The sequence below is a fragment of the Streptomyces daliensis genome (genome assembly GCF_054782395.1).
On record NZ_BAAGSO010000083.1, the window covers coordinates 1 to 16,573 of the forward strand.

At 73.9% G+C, this 16,573-nt stretch carries 10 protein-coding genes; 1 reads left to right on the top strand and 9 read right to left on the bottom strand.

Annotated elements, in window-relative coordinates; genetic code table 11:
• Positions 1-631: 631 nt before the first annotated feature.
• The 4 genes from ACYVOO_RS18630 to ACYVOO_RS18645 all read right to left on the bottom strand — a co-directional run bounded on the left by ACYVOO_RS18630 (position 632) and on the right by ACYVOO_RS18645 (position 3,786).
• Positions 632-1,258: a GntR family transcriptional regulator gene (locus ACYVOO_RS18630; RefSeq protein WP_461016759.1), complete on the bottom strand. Its 627-nt coding sequence runs from the start codon at positions 1,256-1,258 to the stop codon at positions 632-634.
• 160 nt (positions 1,259-1,418) lie between these two features.
• The gene (locus tag ACYVOO_RS18635) at positions 1,419-2,759 is read right to left on the bottom strand and encodes a copper amine oxidase (RefSeq protein WP_461016760.1); all 1,341 of its coding nucleotides are present in this window, start codon (positions 2,757-2,759) and stop codon (positions 1,419-1,421) included.
• A 124-nt stretch (positions 2,760-2,883) separates the two neighbouring features.
• Entirely contained in the window at positions 2,884-3,399 is a 516-nt protein-coding gene (locus tag ACYVOO_RS18640; RefSeq protein ID WP_461016761.1) for a hypothetical protein, read from the bottom strand.
• A gap of 90 nt (positions 3,400-3,489) precedes the next feature.
• Positions 3,490-3,786, bottom strand: a complete 297-nt coding sequence (locus ACYVOO_RS18645; RefSeq protein ID WP_461016762.1) for a hypothetical protein — start codon at positions 3,784-3,786, stop codon at positions 3,490-3,492.
• 298 nt (positions 3,787-4,084) lie between these two features.
• On the opposite strand from ACYVOO_RS18645, the gene ACYVOO_RS18650 reads away from it, so the two are divergent.
• Positions 4,085-8,230 (top strand): nSTAND1 domain-containing NTPase, encoded by a 4,146-nt coding sequence (locus ACYVOO_RS18650; protein ID WP_461016763.1) that lies wholly within the window; start codon positions 4,085-4,087, stop codon positions 8,228-8,230.
• Positions 8,231-8,357: 127 nt separating this feature from the next.
• On the opposite strand, the gene sucB is transcribed toward ACYVOO_RS18650, so the two are convergent.
• The 5 genes from sucB to ACYVOO_RS18675 all read right to left on the bottom strand — a co-directional run bounded on the left by sucB (position 8,358) and on the right by ACYVOO_RS18675 (position 15,935).
• Entirely contained in the window at positions 8,358-10,130 is a 1,773-nt protein-coding gene (gene sucB, locus ACYVOO_RS18655; RefSeq protein ID WP_461016764.1) for a 2-oxoglutarate dehydrogenase, E2 component, dihydrolipoamide succinyltransferase, read from the bottom strand.
• A 97-nt stretch (positions 10,131-10,227) separates the two neighbouring features.
• Complete coding sequence (gene lpdA, locus ACYVOO_RS18660) at positions 10,228-11,616, bottom strand: dihydrolipoyl dehydrogenase (RefSeq protein ID WP_453346435.1); 1,389 nt, start codon at positions 11,614-11,616, stop codon at positions 10,228-10,230.
• Between the two features lie 410 nt (positions 11,617-12,026).
• The gene (locus tag ACYVOO_RS18665) at positions 12,027-13,607 is read right to left on the bottom strand and encodes a leucyl aminopeptidase (RefSeq protein ID WP_461016765.1); all 1,581 of its coding nucleotides are present in this window, start codon (positions 13,605-13,607) and stop codon (positions 12,027-12,029) included.
• 267 nt (positions 13,608-13,874) lie between these two features.
• Complete coding sequence (gene cobS, locus ACYVOO_RS18670) at positions 13,875-14,684, bottom strand: adenosylcobinamide-GDP ribazoletransferase (RefSeq protein ID WP_461016766.1); 810 nt, start codon at positions 14,682-14,684, stop codon at positions 13,875-13,877.
• A 153-nt stretch (positions 14,685-14,837) separates the two neighbouring features.
• Positions 14,838-15,935 (bottom strand): nicotinate-nucleotide--dimethylbenzimidazole phosphoribosyltransferase, encoded by a 1,098-nt coding sequence (locus ACYVOO_RS18675; protein ID WP_461016767.1) that lies wholly within the window; start codon positions 15,933-15,935, stop codon positions 14,838-14,840.
• Positions 15,936-16,573: the final 638 nt, after the last annotated feature.

Consider the following 16,573-nt stretch of genomic DNA (forward strand, 5'->3'; position numbering starts at 1 on the left):
GGCGAGGGGGCACCTCCCAGCGGTAGCTGGGGGAGGGTGGGCACAACCCGTGCCACCGGCCCGCAGCACGCGAACGAAACCCCAAAGGGGCACTCGGGTAGGCGCCCCCTGCCAAGGGGGTGTTGCGCGGGACGGTTGGCCCGTGGAGTGGGGACCGTAGGTCCCGCGCTGGGGTGAGGCCCGGCCGGCCCGGAGTGGAAGCGGGCCACCGGCGGGACGGGGACGCGGTGGGGTGTCCCCGCAGGTCGAGACGAACGACGGCGGAAAGCCGAAAACGAAAGCTTCACGCCGAGGAGACACCCCGGCGCGGCACCGGACACCCCGCACCCACGCGCCCACATCCACGACGCAAGCCAAGAATCACGCGGCGCAAGCCGCGTCGTACCGGTCCATAGGCCGCGCCGTAGCCACCGGCCCGCACCCGGCGACGAAACCCCAAGGCGCACCCAGGGGCGCCCCGCCGGGCGACGGCGCCAAAACTGTTGTGGGCAATCGTCCCGCTGGCGAGGGGGCACCTCCCAGCGGTAGCTGGGGGAGGGTGGGCACAACCCGTGCCACCGAACCGCAGCCGCGCAGCGAAACCCCAAAGGGGCACCCACGGAGCGCACCCCGGACAGGGCCCCGGCAGGGGTCAGAGTGGGGCCGGGGCGCAGCCTAGGACGTGGGACTTGACCAGGGGGGCGATGTCCGGATCGCGGCGTTCGAACGCGGCCATCACCGCCTCGTGCTCCTCCGCGTAGGACTGCTGCACCGTCCCCAGCCACCGGATGGACAGCGCGGTCCACACCTCGATCCCGAGCCCCTCCCAGGTGTGCAGCAGCACGCTGTTGCCCGAGGCGCGGACCATTTCGCGGTGGAAGGCGACGGTGTGCCGCACCTGGGCCTCGCCGTCGCCTTCGCGGTCGGCCTCGTACAGCGCGGCGACGTGCGGCCGGAGCGCCGAGACGTCCGCCGCGAGCCGGGGCGCGGCCAGCTCCGCCGCGATCTGCTCCAGACCGGCCCGTACGGGATAGATCTCCTCCAGGTCGGCGGCCGAGATCTGCCGCACCCGCACGCCCTTGTTCGGCGCCGACTCGATCAGCCGCAGCGCTTCCAGCTCGCGCAGCGCTTCCCGTACGGGCGTCTGGCTGACCTCCAGCTCCACCGCGATCCGCCGCTCGACAATCCGCTCTCCCGGCTTCCACCGGCCGCTGACGATCCCCTCCACGATGTGCTCGCGGATCTGCTCGCGCAGCGAGTGGACGACGGGCGGGGTCATGCGCGCTCCTCGGGGGCGGGAGGTGTGGTGCCCTAGACAATACGGCCGTGGACATGGCGACGCCCCCGCCCGGGGGTGGTGGGCGGGGGCGTCGCTGCGGGGGGTGGCGGTCTGTGGTGGCGGGCCCGCGACGTGCGGCTGACGTGCGGGTCCGTGGTGGTCAGCCGAAGTCGGGGACGCCGTTGAAGCGGGACTTGTGCAGCCGGTCCGGTGTGAGCGGGCTCATGGACGTCACGTCGCGCGGGGCGATCTGAAAGCCCTGCCAGTGGACGGGCATCGGCGTCTGGTCCTCGTCGCGCGCGATGTGGTGGAAGCCGACGTTCACCCAGGCGATGGGGTGTTTCAGCGTCTCGCCGTCCACGAACCGGCTGACGTCCGCCTTGCGGCCGTTCCCGAAGCGGGCGTTGTCGCTCGCGTACTGCTCGCCCTTCTTGTAGCGCGTGAAGTACACGTCGTACTTGGTGAAGGGCCGCGCCGTGTACTTGTGGCTGTTCTGGTGCACCAGCTCCCAGGAGCGCGGGTGCCCGTCCGCGTTCTTGCCCTTGGCGCTGACGACGCGCCACCAACGGGCGCTGGCCGTCCCCGTGTTGCCTGCCAGCTCCTTGGTGACGGTCGTGCGGGTGGTCTTGTACGTGGGCGTGTTGTCGGGGCCTCCGCCGCTGCCCGTGCGCTTGGTGTCGTACTGCTCCACGCGCCCGGCCGGAGCGCCGTCGGGGTGGAAGTCCAGCCGCCAGAAGATGTTGTGGTGGTGGCTGGTGGCGTGCGCCTTGCTGCCCTTGCCGATGGGCCAGCCCTTGCCGTCGGCGGCGTCGAAGTCGGAGGGCGAGAGGTTGCCCGTCGCCCCGGCGCGCGGGGTGAGGGTGCCGTCGTCGGAGAAGTTCCACTGGTTGATGTAGTGGTAGTAACCGGCCGAGTTGACGGTGTAGACGACCAGGTCCTGGCCCTGTTCCGCGTCCTTCTTGTTGCGGGCCTCGCCGACGTCCTGGCTGTTGCCGTGGAAGGCGAAACCGCGCTCCTGGGTCGTGACGCACAGGCCGTCGATCATCTTGGTCTCGCCGTCCATCGGGTCGACCCGGGGGATCTTCTTGAGCACGCCGCCGGGGCAGTCCTTGGGGCGCAGCGGCTCGGGGGAGTCGCCGAGCCGGATGTCGGTGACGTCGTTGTACTCGGCCGCCGCGTTGTCGTACGGGACGTGGATCTGGGCCAGCCGCGCGCTGCGGAGTATCTGTATCGGCCCGGCCTCCCTCTTGGGCTGGAAGGAGACGTCCTCCAGCACCAGTCCTGAGGTGCCCGTGGTGTGCCAGCACATGCGCCAGGTACCGCCGCCCCGCAGCTTCTTCTCGATCGCGGACCCGGAGCCGCAGTCGGGCTGGGCAGCGGCGGCGGCCGGTGCGGCGGGCGTGGCGGGGGAGGCCGCCGAGGCGGACAGGGTGGGCAGTGCCGTCAGTACGAGGAGCGCCGGGGCCGTGGTGAGGGCCAGGCGCCGGATGGATCCGCGCATGGAGTGTTCTCCGGTTCTCTGGTCTGCCCGACGCTCGGTCGGGCTCGGGCTCGGGCTCGGGTGCGGCGGTGGGGCGGTGCGCTGCGTGCGGACGTGTCCGTACGCGTACGGCTGCCGCGCGCCGCTACGGGAGCCGGTGCACCGTGCGGGCGCTGAGGTTGACGACGAGCCGCTGGGTGTCGATCCACGGCCCGTCGGCGACCCGCGTGAACAGCCGCACGCAGCGCTCGTCGCCGCACCGCGCGAGCGGGCCCTCGGGAGTGCCGCGCGGCACGTACGTCAGGCCCTGCACGGAGAGCTGTCCCGCGCCGGTGAGCTTCTTGCCCATGGCCTTCTCGTAGTCCCGCTTCAGACCGGCGCCGAGCGGGTCGCCCAGCAGCACTGTGGCCGCCTCGCGCGCCTCGCGCCAGGCGGGCGGCGGCTGCGCGCCGCGCGACACCTCGGAGTCCTCGACCTTGCTCCGGGCGTCGCCCCCGCCGTTTCCGTCCCCGTTCCCGCCTTCGCCGAGCAGGACGGTCTTGTGGACGAGGGTGTCGTCGCCGTAATCGTAGAAGTAGACCTCCGCGCGTCGGCCAGGACCGTCGGCGGAGTCCGCCAGATCGGTGCTCAGATGCTCGGGGCTGCCCTTGTCGCCCGACACGTCCTCGCTGGCCGTGCGCAGCCCCCGGTCGCCCGCGAGGGCGACCCGTTCCGCCTCGGCCGCCTCGGCGCGCGTCAGCGGCTCGCGTCCCTAGCCGCGCTCGCCCTGCTCGGGCGCCGCCTCGATCTTCGCGGGCGCTCCCGAGCCGGTGCCGGTGCCGGTGCCCGTGCCCGTACCGGCGCCGGTGCCGGACGAGGCGCCCGGCCGGCTTGCCAGCTCCGTGCTGTCGTTGCCCACCGCGTTCAGCGGCAGCGTCACCGCGATCATCGCGGCGGTCGCCGCGACGCCCACCGCCGTGCCCCAGACCAGTCGGCGTACGGCCGAGCGGTGGTCGGCCGCCCTCTCCTCCGTACGCCCGGTGCCGTCCGAGTCCCCCACTTCGCGCATGCGCGCCCCCATGAAGTCCCGCCGCGTGAGGCGGGAAGCCGATGTTCTGTCGAGCTCTGTCGAGCCCATTCCAGAGGGGCGTGCGGTTGTTCGGCACCCCCGTTCCACCAGGCCGAACAATCCCTTAGCGTGAAAGCGCCCGGAAACCGCACAGTTGACCCCTGGCGGGTGTACGGGCCGGAGAACGTACGCTACGGACCGGTATACGGGCGAGGAAACCGGTCGGGGGACCCGGTTGGGAACGCCCGGCGGGGAAGCGGAACACAGCGCGACGGGGCGAGGGGGAGGGAACGGGGAGTTGGGCCGCAGAGAGGTTCCTGTCGATCCGTCGGCGGGTCCCGTACAGCGCTTCGCTTACGAGCTGCGCAAGCTCCGCGAGGAGGCGGGCGGGCCGACCTACCGCCAACTGGCAGCGCGCGCCGACTACTCCGTCACGACCCTCTCCCAGGCCGCAGCGGGCGAACGCCTCCCCTCCCTGGCCGTCACCCTCGCCTACGCGCGGGCGTGCGGCGGCGAGCCGGAGACGTGGGAGCTGTGCTGGCGCGAGGCCGCTGCGGAGGCGGCCGAGGCGGCGGCAGCGGTGCCGGAGGACGGCGCGGGCGCGGAGCCGCCCTACCGCGGCCTCGCCCGCTTCGAGCCCGGCGACGAGAAGCGGTTCCACGGGCGCTCCCAGCTCACGGCCGACCTCCTCGACCTGGTCACGGAGCACCGCTTCGCCGCCGTCTTCGGGCCCTCGGGCAGCGGCAAGTCCTCCCTCCTGCGGGCCGGTCTGATACCGGCGCTGCGAGGCTCCGACGCGCCCGAACGGGCCGACGGGGCCGACGGGCACGCCCCGGTGCCGCGCCCCGCCGCGCTGCGCATCCTCACCCCCGGTGAGCACCCGGCCCGCACCCACGCGGCGGCGCTCACCCCGGCCGGAGGCTCCGAAGGGGGAGACGGGAGCCAGGGTGGCGAGACCTGGGTGCTGGTCGACCAGTTCGAGGAGGTCTTCACCCTCTGCCGCGACCAGGCCGAACGCGCCCGCTTCCTGCGCATGCTCCTCGCGGCGCGTGAACCGGCCAGCCGGCTGCGCGTCGTGATCGCCGTACGCGCCGACTTCTACGGCCGCTGCGCCGAGCACCGCGCCCTCGCCGACGCGCTCAGCGAGGCCGGGCTGCTCGTCGGCCCGATGAGCGGCCGCGAGCTGAGGGAGGCCGTGGTCAGACCGGCGGCGGCCGAGGGGCTGATCGTCGAACGGGCGCTCACCGCGCGCGTGTTGCGGGACGTCGAGGGGGAGCCGGGCGGGCTGCCGCTGATGTCGCACGTCCTGCTGGAGACCTGGCGCAGACGGCGGGGCCGCACGCTGACGCTGGAGGCGTACGAGGCGGCGGGCGGGCTGCACGGCGCCATCGCCCAGACAGCGGAACGGATCTGGTCGACGCTGTCGCCGGGGCAGGCCGACGCCGCCCGACGCATCCTGCTGCGCCTGATCGCGCCCGGCGAGGGCTCCCAGGACACCCGCCGCCCCGTACCGCGTGCCGAACTCCGCACGGCCGACGCCGACGACATCGCGTCCGCCACGTCCGACGACACGGGCCCCGTGCTCGACCGGCTCGCCCAGGCCCGCCTCCTCACCCTCGGCGACGAGACCGTCGAGCTGTCCCACGAGGCGCTGATCACGGCCTGGCCCCGGCTGCGCGGCTGGATCGAGGAGGACAGGGAGCGGCTGCGCGCGCACCGCCGCCTGACCGAGGCTGCGCAGAGCTGGGCGGAGCTGGACCGCGACGCGGGCGCCCTCTACCGGGGCACGCGCCTGGCCACGGCCGAGGAACTGTTCCCCGCCACGCCGTCGAGCCCGTCGAGGCCACCGGCTCCGTCGGTCCCGTCGGTCCCGTCGAGCCCGTCGGCCCCGGCCGCCCCCGGTCACGCCGCCGACGCGAGGGGAACCGGCCGCGACCCCGGACTGACGCCGCTGGAGCGGGACTTCCTCGACGCCAGCCGCCGCACCCACGCCCGCGAGCGGCGTCGGCGGCGCGGCGCCTTCGCCGTACTGTCCACGCTGGTCGTGCTCGCGCTCGTCGCCGGGGCCGTGGCCTGGCAGCAGAGCCGCACCAGCGACCGGCGGCACGTCGAGGCCGAGGCGCGCAGGATCGCGGGCGTCGCGGACAGCATGCGCATGTCCGACCCCGTACAGGCCATGCGGCTCAGCGTCGCCGCCTGGCGCCTCGCCGATACGCCCGAGACCAGATCGGCGCTGCTCGGCGCCCTGTCCCAGCCCGAGGAGGACGCGTTCACCCTGCCGTCGGGCAGCACAGCGGACGGCGCGGACGGCGCGGGCTCGCAGCGGCTGCTGAGCGCCGACGGCCGGACCCTGGTCAGCGCTGGCCCCCGCGAACTGACCCGCTGGGACGTGCCGGCACACCGCGCACGGGCCTCCCGGCCCGGCCTCGGGCCCGTCGGCGGAGCGCTCCAGGCAGCCCTCAGCCCGGACGGGCGGCGGATCGCGTGGGCGGACGACCGGGGCCGCGTGTCGCTGCGCCGCACCGCACCGGGCGCGCGGACGGAACGCTTCCACGGCGCGGAGGGCAGGCCCGCCGGGTTCAGCCCCAGCGGACGGCTCCTGCGCGTCGACGACGGCCTCCTCGGGCCGCGCGAGGCGCACCACGTCCAACTGTGGGACGTACGGCACCGGAAGCGGACCTTCGAACGCCGGCTGCGGGGCGACCGCTCGGCACTCGGTGCCGTCAGCCACGACGACCGGAAGCTGGCCCTGTGCCCCGAGGGCGGGCGCCTGGAGCTGTGGCGCGTGGGCGAGGGCTCCAAGGGCCCCGTCCCGGGCGGCGGGAGCGCGCCGCCCGCCGACGACTGGCCGAGCGACGCGGCCCGCGCCGCCTGCGAAGCCGACGACCTGGCCTTCACCCCCGACGACCGCTCCCTCGTCTCGCTGGACGCCTCCGGCATCAGCGTCCGCGACGCCCGTACGGGCCGCGAACGGCTCCGGATCGGCCACCGCGACCTCACCGGCATGTCCCTGAGCCGCGACGGACGGCTGCTCGTGGCCACCGACTCGCAGGAGATCCTGGCCTGGCGCCTCGACGGGCCCGACGCGCCTGACCAGCCAGACGGCCCCGGCGACCGGCGCCGGGCCGAGCCCCAGGCCGGGCAGTCGCGCCCCGTGCTGCGCTATCCGCTGGTCAGCGAGCACGTCAGCGGCGTACGCGTGGACACCGAGCACGGCGTCATCCGCTATCTGAGCGGGCTCTCGGGCCGCGTCGTGCGCACCCTCTCCCTCGGCGGCGTCCACCGCACACCCCGCCACGGCGCGGCACTGGAGTCCGCCGCTTTCAGCCCCGACGGGCGCACCCTCGCCACCGCGCGCATCGCCTCCGGGAAGGCGCGGTTCCAGTTGCTGGACGCACGGGGCGCGCCGCTCGCTCCGCAGCCGCCCCACAAGCCCTGCCGCTCCGGCGACGGCCCAGGGGACGAGACGGAAGTGGACGCGGAGGACACCGGGGGAGAGGACGACCCCGCGAACGAGGCGAACGAGGCGAACGAGGCCGACGAGGCGGACGAGCCCGCCTGCACCCCCGTGATGGCCTTCAGCCCCGACAGCCGCACCCTCGCCTACGGCACCAGCGCCTGGGCGGGCGACGGCGCGCTCAGGGACCGCGTCGCGCTGTGGGACACCGAGCGCGGACGCACCCGCGCCCGGCTCGACCTCTCACCGCGCGGCGCCCGTGCAGCGCTCGGCAACGACCTCAACGGCCTGGCCTTCGGCGGCCCCGGCGGCACGTCCCTGCTGGCCTCGCGCATACCGGAGGGCGAGGAGATCGAGGTCTGGGACCCGCGACGGCACAAGAGGACGAAGGTGCTGCGCGGCGCGGGCGGCGAGTCCCTGGCCGTGCACCCGCGCCGCGATCTCGTCGTCACCAACCACGGTCAGCTCGTCGAGCCGGGCAGCGGCAGGGTCGTGCGGCGCGCCCTCACCCAGGACGAGACCAACGCGGTCGTCTTCAGCGCTGACGGCAGCCGCCTGGCAGCGGGGGACGACTCGGGCCGGGTCACCCTCTGGGACGGCGGCGGACGCCGCAGTCTCGGCCTTCTCGCGGGGACGTCCAGGGAGCCGGGCGGCGGCTCGTCCGAGCCCGTCGCCGCGCTCGCCTTCTCGCCCGACGGGCGCACCCTGGCCGTGGCCGGTACGCGGGGCACGCTGCGGCTGTGGGACATGGCCTCCCACCAGCCACTGGGCACGGCCCTGCCCACGGGCCGCGACCCGCTGCTCGCCGTGGCGTTCAGCGCCGACGGGAGCGCGGTGCGCGCGGTGGGCCGCCACACGCCCGTACGCCGCTACCCTGCCGACGCGGCGCACGCCGTCGCCCGCGTCTGCGCCCGCGCCGATGGCGGCCTCTCCCGGGAGCGCTGGGAGGCGGCACTGCCGGGCGTCCCGTACCGCCCCACCTGCTGACCCCGGGCCCTTTTACGCACCCGTACACGCACTCCGCGCACACGACGGCGCCCCCGCCCGGAGAACTCCGGACGGGGGCGCCGTCTCGCATGGCGTGCTGCTGCCGCGCTGGTACTTCTTCGGGCCCTTACAGACCCAGCTCGCCCTCGAACTCGCCGGCCTCAAGGCGGGCCTTGACGTCGGAGAGGTAGCGGGCCGCGTCCGCGCCGTCGACCAGCTGGTGGTCGTAGGAGAGGGTCAGGTAGACCATGTCGCGGATGGCGATGGTCTCGCCCAGCTCCGGGTGGTCGATGACCACGGGGCGGCGGACGGTGGCACCGATGCCCAGCTCGGCGACCTGCGGGTAGTTCACGATGATCGTGTCGAACAGCGCACCGCGCGAGCCGGTGTTGCTGATCGTGAACGTGCCGCCGGACATGTCGTCCGGGCCGAGCCCGCCCTCGCGGACCTTCTTGGCCAGCTCGGAGGTCTTGCGGGCGATGCCCGCCAGGTTGAGGTTCCCGGCCTCCTTGATGACCGGGACCATCAGGCCCTTCTCCGAGTCCACCGCGATGCCGATGTTCTCGACGTCGTGGTAGGTGATCGTGCCGTCGTCGTTCAGCCGGGCGTTGACGGCCGGGTGGGCCTTCAGCGCCTCGGCGGCGGCCTGCACGAAGAACGGCATCGGCGAGAGCTTGACGCCCTCACGTGCCTGGAAGGACTCCTTCGCGCGGGCGCGCAGCTTCATGATCCTGGTGACGTCCACCTCGACCACGGAGGAGAGCTGCGCCTGGTTGTGCAGCGCCTTCATCATGTTCTCCGCGATCACCTTGCGGATCCGCGGCATCTTGACGGTCTGGCCACGCAGCGGCGAAGGCTCCAGCTTCGGCGACTTCGGGGCCGACGAGGCGGCCGCCGGAGCGGCGGGGGCCTGCGCCTTGGCGGCCTCGGCCGCGGCGACGACGTCCTGCTTGCGGATGCGGCCACCGACGCCGGTGCCCTTGACCGAGGACAGGTCCACGCCGTGCTCGGCCGCCAGCTTGCGCACCAGCGGGGTCACGTACGCGCCGTCGGCCTCGCCGCCACCGGCCGGGGCCGGAGCTGCGGGCGCCTGCGGGGCCGGAGCCTGCTGCGCCGGAGCCGCCGGAGCCGCCGGAGCCGCCGGAGCGGCGGGGGCCTGGGCCTGCGGCTGCGCCTGGGCCGGAGCGGGCGCCTGCGCGGGCTCGGGCTGCTTCGGAGCGGGAGCCTGGGCCTGCGCGGGAGCCGGGGCCTCGGCCGGAGCCGCGGCGGCGGCCGGCGCTGCACCCGCGGCACCGATGACGGCCAGCTTGGCGCCGACCTCGGCGGTCTCGTCCTCGCCGACCAGGATCTCCAGCAGGGTGCCGGCGGCCGGGGCTGGGATCTCGGTGTCGACCTTGTCCGTCGAGACCTCCAGCAGCGGCTCGTCCTCGGCCACCTCCTCGCCGACCTGCTTCAGCCAGCGGGTGACGGTGCCCTCGGTGACGCTCTCGCCGAGCGCCGGGAGGACGACCTCGGTGCCCTCGGCCGAACCGGCGGCGGGCGCCGCGGCCTGCGCGGGCTCCGGCTGCGCGGGGGCCTGGGCCGGGGCCTCGGCCTGGGCCGGAGCGGGCTCAGGCTCGGACTGCGCGGGCTCGGCGGCCGGAGCGGCCGCCGGGGCGCCCGAGCCGTCGTCGATGACGGCCAGCTCGGCGCCGACCTCGACCGTCTCGTCCTCGGCGACCTTGATGGAGGCCAGGGTGCCGGAAGCGGGGGCCGGGATCTCGGTGTCGACCTTGTCGGTCGAGACCTCCAGCAGCGGCTCGTCGGCCTCGACGTGCTCACCCTCGGCCTTCAGCCAGCGGGTGACGGTGCCCTCGGTGACGCTCTCGCCGAGCGCCGGAAGGGATACGGAAACCGCCATGGTTTCTGTTGCTCCTTACGATGGTTTCTCCCCGCCCGGCGGAGCCGGGGCCCGGGGAAAGTGCGAAAAGTGGTCGGTGCGCTCGCCCGGACGTGCGTCAGTCGTGCGAGTGCAGCGGCTTGCCTGCCAGGGCCAGGTGGGCCTCGCCAAGCGCCTCGTTCTGCGTCGGGTGGGCGTGGACGAGCTGCGCGACCTCGGCGGGCAGCGCCTCCCAGTTGTAGATGAGCTGGGCTTCGCCCACCTGTTCACCCATGCGGTCACCGACCATGTGGACGCCGACCACGGCACCATCGCGGACCTGGACGAGCTTGATCTCGCCCGTGGTCTTGAGGATCTTGCTCCTGCCGTTCCCGGCGAGGTTGTACTTGAGGGTGACGACCTTGTCGGCGCCGTAGACCTCCTTGGCCTTCTGCTCGGTGATGCCGACGGAGGCGACCTCCGGGTGGCAGTACGTCACCCGGGGCACACCGTCGTAGTCGACCGGGACCGGGTTGAGACCGGCCAGCCGCTCCGCCACCAGGATGCCCTCGGCGAAGCCGACGTGCGCGAGCTGGAGGGTGGGGATGAGGTCGCCGACGGCCGAGATGGTCGGCACGTTCGTGCGGCAGTACTCGTCGGCCAGGACGAAACCGCGGTCCATGGCGACCCCGGCCTCCTCGTAGCCCAGGCCCTGCGAGACCGGGCCGCGGCCGATGGCGACGAGCAGGACCTCGGCCTCGTACTCCTTGCCGTTGGCGAGGGAGACCTTGACGCCGTTGTCCGTGTACTCGGCCTTCTCGAAGAAGGAGCCGAGCGAGAAGTTGATGCCGCGCTTGCGGAAGGCGCGCTCCAGCAGCTTGGAGCTGTTCTCGTCCTCGGCGGGCACCAGGTGGGGCAGGCCCTCGACGATGGTGACGTCGGTCCCGAAGGACTTCCAGGCCGAGGCGAACTCGACGCCGATGACGCCGCCGCCCAGGATGATCGCGGACTCCGGTACGCGGTCCAGGACCAGCGCGTGGTCCGAGGAGATGATGCGGTTGCCGTCGATCTCCAGGCCCGGCAGCGACTTCGGCACGGAGCCGGTCGCCAGCAGGATGTGGCGGCCCTCGTAGCGCTGGCCGTTCACGTCGACGGACGTCGGGGACGACAGGCGGCCCTCGCCCTCCACGTACGTCACCTTGCGGGAGGCGACGAGGCCCTGGAGACCCTTGTACAGGCCGGCGACGACGCCGTCCTTGTACTTGTGGACCCCGGCGATGTCGATGCCCTCGAAGGTGGTCTTCACGCCGAACTCGGCGCCTTCGCGCGCCTGGTCGGCCAGCTCACCGGCGTGCAGCAGCGCCTTGGTGGGGATGCACCCGTTGTGCAGGCAGGTACCGCCCAGCTTGTTCTTCTCGATCAGGGCGACATCGAGGCCAAGCTGGGCCCCGCGCAGGGCAGCGGCGTAACCGCCGCTTCCGCCTCCGAGGATCACTAGGTCGAAAACGGTGCTGGCGTCGTTCGCCACGTCACGTCCTCCATGCATGGGTACGCCGGAGCCGGTCTCCTCTGACCGGGCGGCTGTATGTTCGGCCGCTGTCTTGCTTCGGCCCTGGACTCGGCTTGTGGTGAAGCCGCTGCGGGGGCCCTGTCCTGCCGAGGATCCATCTTCGCACTTGTCGGCGGACAACGGGACGCGGGGCTGCTGTACCGGCCGGTACGAGCACGTTCGCCGGTAGCGATCGGCGCGCGTGAAGCGCCCCCGCGAGCGCACCGGGGGTACGCGCGTAGGCACGCGCGTACGCGCCTGTGGAGCGGCCCAGCGCCCGGGGCTTCACGGCCCCGGGCGCCGGGCGCAACAGTCCAGGCCGGATCCGATCAGGCCGGATGAGACCGGATCAGGCCAGGTCAGGCGGGGTCCGAGCGGTCAGGCGCTGGTCAGCCCAGCTCGCCCGAAGCGGTGTGCTCGGCCAGCCGCACCAGCGTGCGCACCGCCGTGCCCGTGCCGCCCTTGGGGGTGTAGCCGAAGGGCGACGCCTCGTTGAAGGCCGGGCCCGCGATGTCCAGGTGGGCCCAGGAGGTGTCCTCCGTCACGAATTCCTTGAGGAAGAGCCCCGCGACCAGACCGCCGCCCATGCGCTCACCGATGTTGGCGATGTCGGCGACGGGCGAGTCCATGCCCTTGCGCAGGTGGGTGGGCAGGGGCATCGGCCAGGACGGCTCGCCCGCCTCCTCGGCCAGCTCGTGCACGGCCGTACGGAACGCCTCGTCGTTGCTCATGACGCCGAACGTGCGGGAGCCCAGCGCCACCATCATGGCGCCGGTCAGCGTGGCCACGTCCACGATGGCGTCGGGGGACTCCTCGCAGGCGCGGGTCAGCGCGTCCGCCAGGACCAGGCGGCCCTCGGCGTCCGTGTTCAGCACCTCGACGGTCTTGCCGCTGTACATGTTCAGCACGTCGCCGGGCCGGGTGGCCGAGCCCGACGGCATGTTCTCGGCCAGCGCCAGCCAGCCGGTGACGTTGACCCGCAGGCCGAGCCGCGCCGCCGAGACGACGGCCGAGAAGACGGCAGCCGCGCCGCCCATGTCGCACTTCATCGTCTCGTTGTGGCCGGCGGGCTTCAGCGAGATGCCGCCCGAGTCGTAGGTGATGCCCTTGCCGACGAGGGCCAGGGACTTCTTCGCCTTGGCGTGTGTGTAGCTGAGACGCACGAGCCTGGGCGGGTTCACCGAGCCCTGGCCGACGCCGAGGATGCCGCCGTAGCCGCCCTTGGCCAGCGCCTTCTCGTCCAGCACCTCGACCTTCAGGCCGTGCTCCTTGGCCGCGGCCTGGACCTGGGCGGCGAAGGTGGCCGGGTTCAGGTCGTTGGAGGGGGTGTTGACGAGGTCACGGGCGCGGTTGACCTCCTCGGCCAGGACCTGGGCCCGCTCGACGGCGGCCTTGTGCTCCTTGTCACGGGGCTTGGCGCCGACGAGGGTGATCTCGGCGAGCGGGGCGCTCTTGTCCTTGTCCTTGCCCTTCTTCTTGCCGCTGCCGCCACCGCCGTCGCCGTTCGCGTCCGCGTTCCGGCTCCGGTAGGCGGTGAAGGCGTACGCGCCCAGGGCCGCGCCCTCGGCGACGGCCGCCACGGCGTCGGCGTCCTCGAAGGGCAGCGCGAAGGCGCCCTTCTTGACCCCGGCCAGCGCGCGCGCCGCTGCGCCCGCCGCGCGGCGCAGCGTCTCGGGCTCGTAGGACTCGTCCTTGCCGGGAGCCTCGCCCAGCCCCACCGCCAGCACCACCGGCGCCTTCACGCCGCCGTCGGGCGAGGGCAGCTTGGTGACCTCGCCCTCGCCGCCGCTCGCGCCGAGCGCGTCCAGCGTCGCGGCGAGCTTGCCGCCGAACGCCTTGTCCACGGCCTCGGCTCCGGGGGCGACGACGAGGGGGCTCTTGCTGTCGGGGCTGCCCTTGGCGACGCCGACGACGACGGCATCCGCGCGCAGCGTCACGGCGGACGAAGTGCTGAGAGACAGAGCAGACACGGTGGGAGAGACCTTCTTCCGTAGGAGAAGCCGGATCGGGTGCACGGCTTCGGGCACTTCGGGCATCGTATGCCCGTGTCGGCCCGGGTGTTCGGAGACCCTACGTCCTCCACCTCCGCCCGACCACGCGCTTTACGGAGCCCGTTCGGACACCGCCGCGCGTCGGACGCCCAGGTCCGGGTGCGTACACGGCGCGGGTGGCAGACGGCGCGTGCCCCCGCTGACGGTGCCTCCGACCGCTCGGAGGCGCACCGAGCCTGGGTGCCCTCAGCCCAGCGCGAGAAACACGAGCGTGCCGGTGGCGGCCGTCTCGGCCAGCGCGCCGAAGACGTCACCCGTCACCCCGCCGAAGCGGCGGCGGCAGTGCCGCAGCAGCAGCTCGCCCGCCACCAGCCCGAGCACGACGGCGGCGGCGTACGGCACCACCGCGTACCGCGACACCAGCCCTCCAGCCCCCGCGGCCAGCAGCACGACGACGAGCGCGGTCACGTAACCGGTGCGGACCGGCACGGTCTGCGCGACGGCCGCGCCCAGCCCCTCAGGGCGCGCGGCGGGGACACCGGCGCGCGAGGCGAGGGTCAGCGAGGTGCGCGCCGTGACGGCGGCGACGGTCACGGCCAGCGCGCCGTGCGCCCAGCCCTCCGACGCGTACAGCTCGCTCACCACAGCGACCTGCCCCAGCAGCACCAGCACCAGGGCGATCACCCCGAACGGGCCGATGTCCGACTGCTTCATGATCCGCAGCGCGTCCTCGGCGGGCCTGCCGCTGCCGAGCCCGTCGGCCACGTCGGCCAGCCCGTCCAGGTGCAGGCCCCGCGTCAGCACGGCGGGCACAGCGACCGAGACGACGGCCGCGAGCAGCGGCCCGGCCCCCAGCAGGAGGAACACGGTGCCCACGAAGGCGGCCGGCAGCCCGACGGCCAGCCCGGCGAGCGGGGCGCACACCATGCCCCGGCGCGCGGCCTCGCGGTCCCAGCGGGTGACGCGCACGGGCAGCACGGTGAGCGTCCCCAGCGCGAAGCGGATTCCCTCCGGGAGGGAGGCGGTCGCTGTGGGGGTGCCGTCTGTGTCGTCCATGGGCCGGTCAGGCTACCGGGCACCGTACGAGGGCTCCCGTACGGCTCTGCCCTCCGTACGGGACCCCCGTACGACCCGGGAGCGGGAGCTGCGATCGCTCGCGTTCCCCACTCCGCTCCCGGGTCCCGCACGGAGAGATGACGGAAAGGCCGGTCAGGTTGCGTCGAGCGCGCCGTTTTCCGCGGCGCGCGGTTCCTCCTCCTCGCGCACCGGCAGCTCGGCGCCGAGCTGGGCCGCCGCCTGCACGAGCGGCAGCGCCAGCAGCGCGCCCGCGCCCCCGCCGACCGCCACACCCTGGTCCACCAGCGCCTCCAGCGCCATCCGGTCCAGCGCCTTCGCCTGCGCGGGCTCGCCGCTGACATGCCCGGCGACCCACCAGTCGGGCGCGCGGAAGGCGACGCGCTGCGCGACCAGGGCGCAGGCCGCCGACACCACACCGTCGAGGATCACGGGCGTGCGGCGCACGGCGCACTGGAGCAGGAACCCGGTGATCGCGGTCAGATCGGCGCCGCCGACGGCGGCGAGCAACTGGAGCTGGTCGCCCAGCACGGGCCTGGCGCGGCGCAGCCCGTCGCGTACGGCCGCGCACTTGCGCATCCAGGCCAGATCGTCGATGTCGCCGCCGCCACGGCCCGTGACCACGGAGGCGTCGGTTCCGCAGAGCGCGGCGATCAGGGTTCCCGCCGCCGTCGTCCCGCCGACCGACAGGTCCCCCAGCACCACCAGATCGGTGCCCGCGTCGGCCTCCTCGTCGGCCACGGCCATCCCGGCGCGGAACGCGCGCTCCGCCTCCTCCGGGGACAGCGTGTCCTCGACGTCGAGCCGCCCCGACGAACGGCGCACCCGGTGCCGGGAGATCTCCTCGGGGAACGTGTCCTCGTCGCAGTCGAGCGACATGTCGACGACGCGGAGCGGGACGTCGAACCGGTTCGCGAGGACGGCGGCAGGTGAGGTCCCGTCCAGGGCCTCGCGCACCAGGGTGTGGGCGCTGCCCGCGGGCAGCGTGGAGACGTCCGACTCCGCGATGCCGTGGTCGCCCGCGAAGACCACCAGGCGGGGGGTGCGCACCGGCGCGACGGGCAGTTGGCCCTGCGCGGCCGTCAGCCACTCGCCGAGGTCGTCGAGGCGGCCCAGCGCGTGGGCCGGGAGCCCTGTCCGTGAGCGTCGTTCCTCGGCGTCACGGCGCAGCCCTCCGTGGGGGCGCTCGATGAGGTCGGAGAATTCGTCCAGGTCCAGCGTCCGCTCACTCATGCGGCCGAAGGGTATCCCCTTCACCGGGTTGTGCCCCTTCACGGGGTGCGGAAGGAAACGGTGGGTTGCCCCGTTCGTCGGGGGTGTTGCGCGGGACGGTCGGCCGGTGTGGTGGGCACTGTAGGGTCCCGCGCTGATTTTTGTGCCGCAGCACGGGGCGCTGCGGGTGTGGCTTGGCGCCGTGTTCGGCTGCCTGGCCGGTGGCTTCGGCGCGGCGTGTGGTGACGGTGCGTCGCGGCTGGCGCCGCGTGATTCCGGGTTTCGACCGTGGTTGTGGGCGCGTGTTCTTGGGTGTCCGGTGCCGGGGTGGGGTGTCTCCTCGGCGTGAAGGTTTCGTTGTCGGCTTTCGGCCGGTGACTTTCTCGACCTGCGGGGACACCCCACCCCGTCCCCGTCCCGCCGGTGGCCCACCGCCCGGTTCCGGATCGGCTGGCGCCCGCCCCCACCCCCTGGCGCGGGACCTCCGGTCCCCGCTTCACGGGGCGACCGGTCCCGCGCAACTCCCCCTGTCGGCGGGGCGCCTACCCGGTTGCCCCTTGGGGTTTCGTTGCGCGGGTGCGGGCCGGTGGGTGGGTTGTGCCCACCCTCCCCCAGCTACCGCTGGGAGGTGCCCCCTCGCCATGCGGAACGCCTGCCCA